This is a genomic window from Streptomyces sp. NPDC085937 (assembly GCF_044540535.1).
Lineage (GTDB): Bacteria > Actinomycetota > Actinomycetes > Streptomycetales > Streptomycetaceae > Streptomyces.
On record NZ_JBITSH010000002.1, the window covers coordinates 302,902 to 315,917 of the forward strand.

A 13,016-nucleotide genomic window follows, 5' to 3' on the forward strand; every position below is an offset into this window, starting at 1 on the left:
CTCACACGCCCTCCACCGGACGCCTGCGCCACCGGTGCAGCCGCAGCTTCAGATGCAGCCGCCACGCCGTGTCGTTCTGCCCGACGTGGGCGCGGGGCAGGGCGTGCGGGCCGGTCAGCGGGCCGGGGTCGATGGCGCAGGCGTACCGGTAACCGGCCCTGCGCACGGCGTCGACGGCACGCGCGTCGACCGTGCCGTACGGGTAGCAGAAGCCGTCCACCGGGGCGCCGGTCAGCTCGGCGAGCCGGGCGCGGCTCTCCGTCACCTCGGCCGTGAGCAGGGCGTCGTCGGCGCGGGTGAGGTCGACGTGGGTCAGCCCGTGCGAGCCGATCTCCACGCCCTCCCCGGCGGCGCGCCTGATGCCGTCCGCGGTGAGCAGCGGCTTGCGCGGACCGAGCGGGTCCCAGGCGTTGTCGCCGCCGAGCCGGCCCGGCAGCACGAAGAGGGTGGCGCCGAACCGGAAGCGGCGCAGCAGCGGCAGCGCGCCGGTGAGGAAGTCGGTGTAGCCGTCGTCGAAGGTCAGACCGACCAGGTCCCGCCCCTCGCCCCGGGCGCGCGCGTCGAGCAGCTCCGCCACGGACACGCCCCGCAGCCCGCGCCGTCGCAGCCAGGTGAGCTGGTGCTCCAGCCGCTGCGGTGTGACGGTGACGCGGTAGGGGTCGTCCGAGCAGTCGCCCACCGAGTGGTACATCGCCACCCAGGGGGCGGGCGCCGGGCGGGAGGCCGGCGGGGTCCGGTCGGCGAGCGGGGAATCAACGGGTGCGGCCATGTGTGAGCCTTCGTGTGACGGAGCGGACGGAGCGCCGGGCGGACGCGGCGCCCACGCCCAGGGCGGACAGGGCGATCGGGACGAAGACGGCGGTGACGGCGAGGCAGCCGGCCGCGAGGGCCGCCGCCGGCGAGGTGAAGCGGCCCGCCGCGAACACCCCGGCCGTGACGGCCAGGACGGACGCGAGGACCGGCCGGGCGAGGTCGGCGAGCACCCGGCGGACGCCCACCGAGACGCCCGGGGTGTCCCCGGCGCGGCCGGTGCGCAGGCCCGCCAGCAGCAGGGCGGCCGTGACGGTGATGCCGGCCGCGTTGGCGGCGGCGATCCCGGCGACCCCCCAGCGGCCCACCGTCACCGCGCCGATCACGGAGGTGGCGACGATGCCGACGGCCATCACGCCGAGCGGGTACCAGCGGGCGCGGCCCGCCGAGAAGTAGCAGCGGACCAGGGCGCCCACCAGCGTCTGGCCGAGCAGACCGAGCGCGTACACGCGCATCACGTCCGCCGTCGCGGCGGTGTCGGACGCGGTGAACGCACCCCGCTGGAAGAGCAGCTCGATCATCTGCGGGGCGCAGGCGACGACCGCGCACATGCCCAGCAGCACCACGCAGGACGCCAGCACCAGGTCCCGCTGCACCCGGGCGCGGGCCCGCGCGGTGTCGCCGTCGGCGAGCGCCCGCGCCACCACCGGGAAGGTGACGGTGCACACCATCAGCGACAGCGTCATCGGGATCTGGGCGACCTTCTGCGCGTAGTTGAGGTGCGAGATGGCACCGGCGGGCAGCGAGGACGCCAGGAAACGCTCGACCAGGACCTGCGACTGGCGGCACAGCGCGAACAGCAGCACGGCCGCGATCAGGGCCAGCCGCACCGGCCGTTCCTCGTCCGCCGCGTCGGTCACGGCGGCGGCGGGCGCGGGCGTGCGGGAGGCGAGCTGCCGCCACAGCGACGGCAGTTGGACCGCCACCATCAGGCAGCCGCCCACCGCGACCCCGGCCGCGGCGGCACGCACCCCCCACCCGTGGCCGAAGGCGAACATCGAGGCGATGATCCCGGTGTTGTACGCCACGTAGATCGCCGCCGGGGCGAGGAACCGGCGGTGCGCCCGCAGCGCGGCGCTGCAGTACCCGGCGAGGCCGAAGGCCAGCAGGCTGAGCGCGGTGAGCCGCGTGCAGTCGACGGCGAGCTGCGGGTCCGGCAGCCCGGGCGCGAGCACGGCCACCAGGTACGGCGCACCGGCGGCGACCAGCGCGGCCACCGCGGTGAACGCCAGGCACAGCCGCGGCAGGGTGGCCCGCACCAGCTCGCGCACCGGGTCGCCGGGGACGCCCCGGGCGCGCCGGGCCAGCGCCATGCTGAACGCCGGGATCAGCGCGATCGCCAGCCCGTCCTCGATCAGCAGCGTGGCCGCGATCTCCGGCACGGTCCACGCGACGAGGAACGCGTCCGTGTCGCTCCCCGCGCCGAACAGCCGGGCCAGCGACTGGTCCCGGACCAGGCCGAGCAGTGACCCCGCGATGGACAGCACGGCGGTGACCAGCGCGGCCCGGGCGAGGAACCGGCGCGAGGCACCTGGCTCACCGTCGTCCTTCGTACCGTCACCGGCACGGTCGCCCGGGGGGCGGCCGGAGGCACCGGCGGCGGTGCCGGCGGGTACGTCGGCGGTGCGGGCCTTCCTCCGGGGCGGCGCGCCGGCGGCCGTCCGGCTGCCGCCCGGGGCCCGTCCGCACTCCGTGCGGGGGCCGGGCGCGGAGCCCGCGTGGGAGGCGCCCCGGGACGGCAGGCGGGCGGCCGGTCCGTGGGCGGACGGTCCGGAGGCGGACGACGACGCGTCCGACGGGACGTCGGTCACGGGCGCCGTGGTCGTCGGCGCGGCGGCCGACGGCGCACCGCCCGCCGGTGCGGAGTGCGCCGGGGCCGCCGGAGCCGTGCGTGCCGGACCGGCGGTCGCCTGCCCGGAGTTCGCGGTGCGGGTGGTGCGGTCGGCCTCGGCGACGGGAGGGCCGGGGAGCGCTGCGGGAGGCACGGCATCGGTGCGGGCCGCACCGGTGGGCTGGGCGGGGAGGGACGTCATCGGGTCACGGCCTCCTCCACCCGGCCCGGCACGGCGTCCCGGCGGACGGTGTCCGCCCGGTCGTCCGGGGCCAGCCCCCACCACGCCGTCAGGCCGAGGGCGACCCCGGTCAGCACGGTCGAGGGGCCGCCGATGTCGCCGTACACGAAGTCGGTGAGCTGCCACAGCAGCAGGCCGCAGGCGATCAGCGCGCAGTCGTACCCGCGCCCGTCGCGCCGCACCCGCAGCAGGCCGCGCCCCGCGCACACCAGCAGCGCCAGCCAGCTCCCGACCAGCGCGCAGAAGCCGATCAGGCCCTGCTCGCTGAGCACCAGCAGGTACATGCTGTGCGGGGAGAGCAGCGCCTGCTTGTGGAACGTCTCGCCGGCCCCCTCGATGTCGCTGCCCGACGACAGCGCCAGCGTGGCGTGCCCGTCGCGGTACTCGGGGAAGTTCTTCAGGCCCACGCCGGTCAGCGGGTGGTCGCGCCACATGCCGGTCGCCGACGCCCACAGCGTGTACCGGTCCACCACGGACTGGTCCGGGGCGTCGGCCACCTGCGTGATGCTGTCGATCCGCTCCTGCAGCATCGCCGTACCGACCCCGAAGCCGCCCACGAGGATCACCCCCGCCGCGACCACGGCCGCCCCCACCTTCAGCGCCCGCCGCATCCCCGCCAGCGCCAGCTGCACCGTGCAGGTCAGCGCGGTCGCGATCCAGGCGCCCCGGCTGAAGGACACCGCCAGCGGCAGCAGCAGCACGACCGCGCACCCGGCGGCCAGGGCCCGCTGCCACCGCGGCGTCCGGCCCAGCGCCAGACCGGCCGCGCAGACCACGCCGAGCGCCACCGCCGTGGCCATGCCCATCACGTCCTGCGCCCCGAAGGTGCCGACCGCGCGCACGGTCTCGCCCTGGTAGGACGCGCCGGTCCCGGTGACGTACTGGTGCACGCCCACCGCCCCCTGCCACAGCGCGAGCCCGACGAACGACCAGGCCAGCACCCGGAAGTCGGCCCGGCCGCGCAGCAGCACCAGCACGGCCGCCGGGACCAGCACGAAGACCTGCAGATAGCGGGCCATGCCGCCGAGCCCCGCCGCGGGCGAGGCCGCCCCCATGGCGGCGACCGCGAGCCCCACCACCGGAAGCCCCAGCACCACCGCCGCGCGCGGCGACAGCGGGCGCCGCCGCTCCCGCAGCAGCCGGATCAGGCAGTACCCGACGACCAGCGCGGACACCACGTCGGCGGGCCCCGCGCCGTCCCCCGTCGGCGGCAGGGCCAGCAGCGCGACCACCGCCACCAGCGGCAGCACCGGCACCAGGCCGGCCGCCCGGCGCGGCAGGGGTACGGGGACGTGGGTCACCTGGCGTCAGCTCCCCGTCGGACGGACCAGCGTGGCCGCCGTGCGCAGCAGGATGCAGACGTCCTGCCACAGCGACCAGTCGTCGATGTAGGCGTTGTCGAAACGGGCACGGTCCTCGATCGAGGTGTCGCCGCGCAGCCCGTGCACCTGTGCGAGCCCGGTGATCCCGGCGCGCATCCGGTGACGGGTCGCGTAACCCGGGTACGTCTCGCTGAACTGGGCGACGAAAAAGGGGCGTTCGGGCCGCGGGCCGACCAGGCTCATGTCGCCGCGCAGCACGTTCCACAGCTGCAGCAGCTCGTCCAGCGAGGTGCGGCGCAGCATCCGGCAGAACCGGCGCATCTCGTGCTCGTTGGCCACGCTCCACCGGGTCGCCGACTCGTGCTCGTCGACCGGGCGGTGGGTGCGGAACTTCAGCAGCGTGAACGGCTTCCCGTCCCGGCCGATGCGCTCCTGACGGAACACCACCCCGGGCCCGTCGGTGAGCCGCAGCGTCACCGCGCACACCAGCAGCAGTGGACTGACCAGCGTCAGCAGCGTCCCCGACACGAGGATGTCGAGCACCCGCTTGCCGGCGCCGCCGCCGCGGACCGGCGCCAGGTCGAGCCGCCGGCAGGAGAACCCGGCCAGCCGCTCCCGCGCCGGGTACGGCGCGGGCTCCGCGTCGACCTCCCACACCGTGCACCCGGACGCGGCCAACGACCGCAGCAGCGCGCCCTGTTCGGACCGCACCGACGGATGGACGGCAACGACCGCGCGCACCCCGTTCTGGATGACCGCCCGTTCGACCTCCTCGTCCGTGCGCAGCACCGGGACGCCCCCGTCACCGCCGTCCCCCTGCGCGGCGACGACGCCCACCGGCCGCACCCCGCACCGGGGGTGGCGCAGCACGGCGGCGGCCACGCGCTGCGCGGTCGCCGCCGGACCGATCACGAGTGCCGCCCGCGGGTGCCGCAGCAGCGCCGCGCGCCGCCGCCCGTGCACCAGCGCGCGCAGCACGCCGGCCGCCGCCACCTGCACGGCCAGCCCGGCGACCACCGTGCCGGCGGACAGCGCCGCCTCGGGCCGGAGCGCCGCCCACAGGGCGGCCGTCGCCAGCCACGCCACCGCCACGCGCCCGCACACGGCGGGCAGTTCGTCGAGCAGCGCCGGGAGCGCGGGCCGTTCGCCGCGCGGACGCAGCAGCAGGAGCGAGGACCCGGCCAACAGGGCCAGGAACAGCGCCGAGAACCCGGTGGCCGCCCACCCGGCGAGCAGGGCCGCCGCGCCGTCCGCGAACAGCAGGGGGACCGGGGAGTCGGGGCGGTCCGGGGGCCGCGACGCGGGCAGCCGGGGACCGGTGTCGCCGGCGCGCGGCGGCATGACGGACACGGGCGAGAATCCGTGCTCCCGCGGCGGGACACCGGGGGAGGGCACGGTACGTTCGGCGGTCACGAGTGGATGGACTCCCTGTGCTCTGAGTGCTCGACGCGCTGTGTCGTCCGGTCGGCCTCGGCGTCCCCGGCCGCCAGGAGCGGGCGCGCCCTGGTCACGGGCGGCCGGGTGCCGAGCAGATCGCGGTAGACGTCGGCGACCGCCCTCGCGGTCTTCCGCACGTCGTGGAGGGACAGCACATGGCGGCGGGCCCGGTCGCCGAGGGACGCGCGCAGCGGCGGATCGAGCAGCAGCTCGCCGACGGTCCGGGCGAGCGCCCCCGGGTCCTCCGGCGGCACCAGGCACCGGGCCGCGAGGGACGGCGGCAGGCTCTCGCGGGCCCCGTCGACGTCCGTGACCACCACGGGCCGGCCGCAGGCCATCGCCTCCAGCGGGGCCAGCGCCATGCCCTCCCAGCGGGACGGCAGGACGACGAGGTCGGCGGCCTGGTACCAGGGCGACGCGTCCGCGACGGCTCCGGTGAACAGCACCGAGTCCGGGGCGTCGGCGCGCAGCCGGTCGTGGTCCGGCCCGTCGCCGACCAGCACCAGCCGCGCCCCGGGCACCTGCCGCCGTACGGCCTCCCAGGCCCGCAGCAGGATGTCCTGCCCCTTCTGCCGGCACAGCCGCCCGACGCACACGGCGAGCGGGGCGTCCGCGTCCAGACCGGCCAGCGGGACGAGCCCGGCGCGCACCGGGGCGGCGGCGGCCGGGCGGAAACGCTCGGGGTCGATGCCGTTGGGCACCACGGCCCACCGGCCGGTGATCCCGGCCCGCAGCCCCGTGGCGCGCTCCGCCTCGCTGACGCAGATCACCCGGGAGGCCCAGCGCGCCGCCCACCGCTCCCAGCGCAGGGCGAGCGCGGCCGTGCTCCCGCCCACCGCCTCGAACGACCAGGCGTGCGGCTGGAACACCGTGGGGATGCGCCCGCGCACGGCGAGGCGCCCGGCGAGCCCGGCCTTCGCGCTGTGCGCGTGCACCAGGTCGGGGCGCATCTCGTCGATCAGCCGGGCCAGTTGCCGCACCTCGCCGGCCAGCGAGGGGCCCGGCGACCGGGTCGCGCGCCAGTGCCGTACGTGCGCGCCCAGCGAGTGGAGCTGGGTGGTGAGGGGACTGTCGGGGCAGACGGCGGCGACGTCCATGCCGTCGGCCAGCTGCGCCCGCACCAGGTCGGTCACCACCCGTGCGACGCCTCCGTCCACGGGCTGGGTGAGGTGCAGGACCCGCGGCCGTCGGCCGGGCGGTGTCACGTCCGTGGGCACGGCTTCCTCACTCACACAGGTGTTGGGGACGCAGGACGGCGCGTTCACGGACGGGCGTCGACGGCGGCGAAGAGGACGCCCGCCCACGCGGCGTCCCGCTGCGAGGTGAGGCGGAGGGCCGCCTGGTCACCGGCGCGCGTCAGCCGCCCGCCGAGGTCGAACACGTCGGAGTCGTAGCCGAGCGTGTTGGCGTACGCGGGCACCCGCGCGGACGGCGCGTTCGCGGGGCTGGAGATGGTGGAGTTCAGCACGTCGTCCACCGGGTTGGTGCCGTCGCCGAGCGCGGTGACCGTGTCGCCCGCGGTCAGGACCAGGGAGTCGCCGGCGGTGCCGCGGTCGCCGTTGTAGGCCACCATGCCCACCCGGCCGCCGGCGCCCGCCGCGAACGGCAGTCCGCGCAGCGGGAAATGAGCGGCGGAGTCGCCGCCCAGCGGGGCGAAGCCGTCCCACACGGACAGGTGCCGCAGCGGCTCCGCGGGGTTCTCGTACGCCACCACCAGCGTCCAGCCGCCCCAGGCGCCGGCCGCCGACCGGCCGCCCGCCACGTTGATCTGCGCGACCGTGTAGAGGCCGGACCCGCTGTCCCGCACCAGCCGCGTCACGTCCGCGGAGGCCTGGAAGGCGTCGGCGCCGGCCGCCACGCGGTGGCCGACCATCGTGTCCGCGAGCAGTTCCTTGTAGCTGCCGCCAGGTTCGGCGACCAGTACGCGCCCGTTGTCCTCGGCGGGCTTCTGCTCACCCACGAGCAGGTTGCCTCCCCAGTACAGACGGGCGTACGTCACCCGGGAACCGGCCGGCAGCCGGACCTCCCCACGCGAGGAGTTGTACGTGTTGGGGTCGTCGTCGACGTCGATGTAGTGCATGTCGAAGTCGCCGTTCACCCCCTGCCCGCCGCCCTGCACCGTGCGGCACGAGGACGCCGAGGAGCGGCAGGTGTGGGAGGAGTTGGCCGCGCGCACGATGTTGCCGTGCTGGAGCGCCCGGTACCGCTCGCCGAAGGGGAGCCCCTCCGCCTCCGGAGCCGGCGCGGCGGGCGCGGCGGCGGTGGAGCCGCAGGGCGCCCACAGCGCGGCGAGGGCGAGGACGCCCACCGTCGCATGGCGAAGCAGCTGACCCAGGGTTTGGCGCATGACCGTTCGGAGCCTTTCGGAAAAGGGTGGCGGCGGCAGGCAGCGGGGACGAGTGCGATGCGTCCGCCCATGAAGGTGCGTCGGAGCACCGCAACTCTAGTCACCAAACGGACAAACACGGTGAAATTCGTCAAAGGGTGGCAAGTGTGTTGGAATCGTGAAACCTGGTTTGCCTGACCTGCGGCTTCACGCACCGGCTCAACTGCTGGAACGCGCAGAAGGGTGACGGCGGCCCGGACCGAAAGGCGTACGCCCGGTTGCGGGGCGTCGCGGGCGCTTCGACGGTGGGTCCAAGATCCGAAGCCCCGCGAAAGGACTCTTCATGCGCGCTCTGCCGGCCCGGCGCATCGCACTCGGCGCCCTGTGCGCCGCCCTCCTGGCCACCACCACCGGACCGGCCGCCTTCGCGGCCGACTCGCACCCCGGACAGGACCCGGCGGTGTCGTCCGCCGCGCTCCTCGCGCGGGTCTCGCACCCCGAGGCGGCGCCGGGCGACCTGGCCCCGGTCGCCGACCTGATCAAGGCGGTCCTCGCGTCCCCCGACGGCCAGCTCCCCCCGTCCCGGGCCCGTGAACTGGCCGACGCGGCCCGCGCGGCGGTGACCCGCGCGGCGGCCGACGACCCGGTGACCGTCACCACGACCGTGACCACCAACACCTCCACGCCCGCCGCCGCCCCCGCCACGCCGCTCCTGCCGGGCCTGGTGGCCCCGGTCACGGGCGTGCTGCTGCCCACGGCGGAGGAGGACGACGGCACCGCGAACAGCGGACTGGGAGCCGTGCGGGAGGCCCTCGACAGCCTCCTGGACCTGCTGCTCCCCAAGTCCGAGCAGGCCGCGCCCAGCAGCAGCACGACGACCACGACGACCGAGAACACGTCGACCGGCACGACGGAGATCACGGTCGGCAGCACGGCCGATACGGACAGCACGGACAGCACGGAGTCCACGGGCACGACGGAGGCGGCCTCCGCGGCCGAGACGGCGGCGGACGCGGCGGCCGACAGCGCCCTCGCGTCCACCGACGAGCTGCTCGCCCGGGTGGACGAACTCCTCGACGCGCTGACGGGGACCACCGACCCGCAGACGGTCACGACGCTGCCCGCCCCGGCGGACCCCGCGGATCCGGCGGACCCCGCCGATCCGGCCGACCCTGCTGATCCGGCCGACCCTGCCGACCCCGCGCAGTCCGCCGCGGCGCCCGGGGTGCTGCCCGCGCTCACGTCGCTCCTGATGCCGAATTCCTGAAAACGCGACGCGGGATCAGGCGCACCGTCAGTTCATAGAATTCGTATTTCGTATGAGGACTCGGCAATCTTCGATTTCCTGGTTTCCGCTCCGGCCGGGGATCGTTGAGCACGGCGACAGAACCACTCCGGCGACTTGCGTTGCCGAAGAAAGGAACACGATGAAGTCCCTGAAGGCTGCCGCCGTCCTTGCCGGGTCCCTGATCGCCGCCGGTGCCGCGGCGCCCGCGTACGCGGACTCCACCGACCTGGCGTCCACCGGCCTCGACACGGGCCTGCGCACCGCGGTTCCCTTCGAGCTGATGCCGCTGCACGAGTCGGACTCGCTCGTCGACACCGACCAGAGCTCGCTGCTCGGCACCACGAAGGAAGCGGCGGCCGTGGTCAACGAGGCCAAGCCGGTGCGCGGTGACGTGGGACTGCACGCCTGACCCCTCCGCCCAGCGGCATCAGGCCCCCGGTGATCCACCGGGGGCCTGATGCTTTCCGTGTCTGGTGTGTTGATGACGGCGAGCGCGCGCGAAGGAGCCCCGGAAGGCGAGGCCTCCGGGGCTCCTTGGTGCTACGACGGACGTCCGTAGACCGCTGTGCTGCTACTTGTTCACGCAGTAGTTGCCGAAAGCGGGGTTCAGGACGCCGACAATGTCCACGGTGTTCCCGCACACGTTGACGGGGATGTGGATCGGAGCCTGGATCACATTGCCCGAAGCGACGCCGGGCGAGTGGACGGCCGCACCATCGGCGCCGGAGTGAGCCGAGGCCATTCCGGCGCCGCTGAACACAACGGCGCCCGTGCCGAGAGCCAGGGTGGCCGCCTTCGCGATGCGAGACATCACGTTCTCCTTACTGGTCTGGTAAGCGCGGCACATGAAGAACGGCCGCACTCCCCGCTCAACGCGCCGACACCGGTCCGGGTAACGGTTGATTGTCCGGGATCACTCTTTGGTCCGTGTTGTGAGGTGAAGGGCGATCCGTTCCGCTGGAGTGCCACTCCCGTACCGCCGTCTGATGTATCGCCGACACGGCTCTGACCTGCACCTTCACAAGAAATGTACGCATTTGGGCGTTTCGGCTGTCAAAAGACGCGGGGGTCGCTTACGTTAGCGACTGTCAGTGACCGGTCCGTAGCGGGCTGTGTCCATGTGAGAAACGGAGAAGTAATGCGCACGTACCAGAAGGCCGCCGTCGTGATGGCCATGCTCGGCAGCGTCAGCTTCCTTGGCGCCGGCGCCAGCTTCGCGGGCGAGGGCCCGGAGTTCGAGCTGAACAACAAGCAGGGCAACGCCTGCACGCAGTCGAACACGGTCCAGGGGCTGATCAACGTCGCTGACGTCAACCTGCCGATCGCCGCCCTCCTGGCCGGCAACGGCATCGAGGACGAGACCAACGTCGGTGTCAGCTGCGCCAACGGCCTCGCGCTGGGTGGCAAGTGATCATCTCTCGATGATCGAACAGGTCCCGAGGCCCGGACGTACGCGTCCGGGCCTCGGGCCTGTCCGGCTTCACGACCATTTCAACCTCTCGGCACACCGGGCGTCGGTCCCGGGCCGGGCGATGTGGGGAGAAGGAACATGAGCAAGTCGAGGAATGTCGCGTCCGTGCTCGCGGGTGTGCTCGGAGGACTGGCGCTGCTCGGCGCCGTCGCCGGCCCGGCCTCCGGGGCCGAGGACCCGAACGGCTGCGCGTCCGACGGACGGGGCGGAGTCAGCTGCGTGCAGATGAGCGAGGAGCGGCTGACCATCGACCGCGACGGCACGGTCCACCACACCGTCAAGGGATCGAAGCCCGCCTGTTCCGCGGGGGCCGGCGAAATCTCCTGCGAGACGTCGGCCGTTACTAAGCCGATCCGATAAATATGTCATTGCGCCGCACGTGCCCTTTCTCGGGGAATTGCGAGAAGCGGCGTTTCTCCCGCTGATTGGCGCAAAAAGTTGCCTAATGTTGGCGACTGTAAGCGACCGGTTCATTCGTGAACCGAGTCAGCACGAGAAATGGAGAGGTAATGCGCAAGTACCAGAAGGCCGCCGTCGTGATGGCCATGCTCGGCAGCGTCAGCTTCCTTGGCGCGGGCGTCAGCCACGCCGGCGACGAGCCGAGCGCTGAACTCAACAACAAGCAGACCAACGCCTGCTCGCAGTCGAACACCACCCAGGGTCTCATCAACATCTCCGACGTGAACCTGGCCCTGTCGATCCTCGGCTTCAACAGCGTCGAGGACAAGGAGACCGAGTCGGTGTCCTGCACCAACGGGCTCGCGCTGGGCGCCGAGGACTGAGTACCACCTGGTGACCGGGCAGGTCTGGGTGCCGGACCCACGCGTCCGCCCCAGACCTGCCCTGTTCGGAGGCGGTGAACGGCTCCGACGTAATGAATGGCCCCGCTTTCCGCGGGGCCGACCATGAGGATTAAGGGTAAATGATCACCGTGAAGAAGATTGTGGCCGTGGCCGCCGGAATTCTCGGAAGCTTCGCTCTGATCGGCGCCGGCGCCGTGCAGGCCGTGAGTGTCGAGAACAGCGCCATGTGCGCCGACGACGGCAAGGGCAACGTGCGCTGCACGCAGGAGGAGTACCGGGTCACGCACGACCAGTACGGCAACGTCCGCATCGTCAACGAGACGACGCAGAACTGCACCGGGTCGAACGGCTCGATGTCCTGTGTGTCGAGCCTGGCCGTTCCCGGCGAGAAGTCCTGAAGCCTTCACGCGGCCACGAGGAAGGGCCGGGATCCGAACTTCGGATCCCGGCCCTTCCTCGTGGCGTCGTCAGGTCCGCGCGGCGGCGGAAGCGGCGCACGGCGACTCCAGCGGGCCGCAGTACGGCAGGCCGTCGATCGAGCGGTCGGTGCAGAAGCGGGCGATCAGGTCCGCGGACTCCTCCCGGCGCTCCACCGTGACCAGGTGGTCCGCCTCCTTGACGGTGGTGAACACCGCCCCGGGCATCGTCGCGGCGAGCTCCCGCCCCATGTCCGGGGTGCACAGGGTGTCGTACTCCCCGGTGAACACCAGCGTCGGCACCCGCGGCACCGGCAGCGGCTCGTAGCACCCGTGCGTCACCAGGCGGGTGTTGTGCTCGACGGCCTTCCTGATGTCGTCGGGGGTCTGGCTGACGAACTGCTGCTGCAGCAGCCGCGCCACCGCCGCGTGCCGGCGGACCTTCCCCGCCTCCGGGTTCGACATGAACAGCCGCACCAGCCCGTCGGCGGCCTCCTCGTTCGCGCCCCGCTCCAGCGCCCGCCGCAGCCGCGGCACGGCCTCCTCGTACAGCTCGGGAAGGCGGTTCGCCGCGCCCCCGAAGAGGATGCGCCGGACGTGCGCGGGGTGGCGCTGGGCGAAGCGCAGTCCGACGACCTCGCCGAAGCAGCCGCCGAAGAGGTTCACCTGCGGCATGTCCAGCTCCACGAGCATGTGCCGGACCGCGTCGGCGAGGAAGTCGATGCCGTACCCGGCCGGCAGGAAGTCCGAGCTGCCGTAGCCGGGGAGGTCCACGGTGACGAGCGTGCACAGCGGTGCGAGCCACTTCTCGTGGCCCTGCCAGGAGTACCGGTTCTGTGAGGACCCGCCCAGGAGCAGCAGCGGCGCGGTCGCGGGCGCGTTCTGACGGACGATCCGGCAGGTGTACCGGAATCCGGCGAAGACGAGGTCGCGCTCCTCCGCCGGCTCGGGCGCTCGGGGGACGGGCCGGGATCCCTCCGCGCGAGGTGGGGCCTGGGCGGCGATGACGGCAGTGCGCATGAGCGACTCCGGGAAAGGCGGAACGATGGCGAACCGTTCCATCATTACCAG

General features: G+C 73.7%; 14 protein-coding genes. 6 read left to right on the forward strand and 8 right to left on the reverse strand.

Annotated elements, in window-relative coordinates:
* Position 1: 1 nt before the first annotated feature.
* Genes ACIF8S_RS04880 through ACIF8S_RS04905 form a run of 6 tightly spaced genes read right to left on the reverse strand, consistent with a single transcriptional unit; the run spans position 2 to position 7,988 of the window.
* On the reverse strand, positions 2-769 hold the full coding sequence (locus ACIF8S_RS04880; protein WP_399997336.1) for a polysaccharide deacetylase family protein: 768 nt from the start codon (positions 767-769) through the stop codon (positions 2-4).
* Entirely contained in the window at positions 753-2,843 is a 2,091-nt protein-coding gene (gene murJ, locus ACIF8S_RS04885; protein WP_399997337.1) for a murein biosynthesis integral membrane protein MurJ, read from the reverse strand. Before murJ ends, ACIF8S_RS04880 begins: the two co-directional genes overlap by 17 nt.
* A complete protein-coding gene (locus ACIF8S_RS04890) occupies positions 2,840-4,183 on the reverse strand; it encodes an O-antigen ligase family protein (RefSeq protein WP_399997338.1) in 1,344 nt (447 codons plus the stop codon). The genes murJ and ACIF8S_RS04890 overlap by 4 nt, the downstream gene beginning before the upstream one ends.
* Before the next feature lie 6 nt (positions 4,184-4,189).
* Positions 4,190-5,617 (reverse strand): exopolysaccharide biosynthesis polyprenyl glycosylphosphotransferase, encoded by a 1,428-nt coding sequence (locus ACIF8S_RS04895; RefSeq protein ID WP_399997339.1) that lies wholly within the window; start codon positions 5,615-5,617, stop codon positions 4,190-4,192.
* Positions 5,614-6,858 (reverse strand): glycosyltransferase family 4 protein, encoded by a 1,245-nt coding sequence (locus ACIF8S_RS04900; protein WP_399997341.1) that lies wholly within the window; start codon positions 6,856-6,858, stop codon positions 5,614-5,616. Before ACIF8S_RS04900 ends, ACIF8S_RS04895 begins: the two co-directional genes overlap by 4 nt.
* A gap of 44 nt (positions 6,859-6,902) precedes the next feature.
* Positions 6,903-7,988 carry a DUF3344 domain-containing protein gene (locus ACIF8S_RS04905; protein WP_399997343.1) on the reverse strand — a complete coding sequence of 362 codons (1,086 nt, stop codon included), beginning with the start codon at positions 7,986-7,988 and terminating at the stop codon, positions 6,903-6,905.
* A gap of 322 nt (positions 7,989-8,310) precedes the next feature.
* Here ACIF8S_RS04905 and ACIF8S_RS04910 point away from each other — a divergent pair, with 322 nt between their 5' ends.
* Positions 8,311-9,234: a hypothetical protein gene (locus ACIF8S_RS04910; RefSeq protein WP_399997345.1), complete on the forward strand. Its 924-nt coding sequence runs from the start codon at positions 8,311-8,313 to the stop codon at positions 9,232-9,234.
* A gap of 160 nt (positions 9,235-9,394) precedes the next feature.
* Positions 9,395-9,664, forward strand: coding sequence for a hypothetical protein (locus ACIF8S_RS04915; protein WP_349792751.1), 270 nt, complete (start codon positions 9,395-9,397; stop codon positions 9,662-9,664).
* A 162-nt stretch (positions 9,665-9,826) separates the two neighbouring features.
* On the opposite strand, the gene ACIF8S_RS04920 is transcribed toward ACIF8S_RS04915, so the two are convergent.
* The gene (locus ACIF8S_RS04920) at positions 9,827-10,066 is read right to left on the reverse strand and encodes a chaplin (RefSeq protein ID WP_399997347.1); all 240 of its coding nucleotides are present in this window, start codon (positions 10,064-10,066) and stop codon (positions 9,827-9,829) included.
* Between the two features lie 327 nt (positions 10,067-10,393).
* Between ACIF8S_RS04920 and ACIF8S_RS04925 the strand changes: the two genes are divergently transcribed.
* From ACIF8S_RS04925 to ACIF8S_RS04940, 4 genes are all read left to right on the forward strand, one after another.
* Positions 10,394-10,666, forward strand: coding sequence for a hypothetical protein (locus ACIF8S_RS04925; protein ID WP_399997349.1), 273 nt, complete (start codon positions 10,394-10,396; stop codon positions 10,664-10,666).
* 138 nt (positions 10,667-10,804) lie between these two features.
* Positions 10,805-11,086, forward strand: a complete 282-nt coding sequence (locus ACIF8S_RS04930; protein ID WP_399997351.1) for a hypothetical protein — start codon at positions 10,805-10,807, stop codon at positions 11,084-11,086.
* A 149-nt stretch (positions 11,087-11,235) separates the two neighbouring features.
* Positions 11,236-11,508 (forward strand): hypothetical protein, encoded by a 273-nt coding sequence (locus ACIF8S_RS04935; protein WP_349792756.1) that lies wholly within the window; start codon positions 11,236-11,238, stop codon positions 11,506-11,508.
* 140 nt (positions 11,509-11,648) lie between these two features.
* On the forward strand, positions 11,649-11,927 hold the full coding sequence (locus ACIF8S_RS04940) for a hypothetical protein (protein ID WP_349792758.1): 279 nt from the start codon (positions 11,649-11,651) through the stop codon (positions 11,925-11,927).
* Positions 11,928-11,996: 69 nt separating this feature from the next.
* On the opposite strand, the gene ACIF8S_RS04945 is transcribed toward ACIF8S_RS04940, so the two are convergent.
* Positions 11,997-12,965, reverse strand: coding sequence for an alpha/beta fold hydrolase (locus ACIF8S_RS04945; RefSeq protein WP_399997353.1), 969 nt, complete (start codon positions 12,963-12,965; stop codon positions 11,997-11,999).
* Positions 12,966-13,016 lie beyond the last annotated feature (51 nt).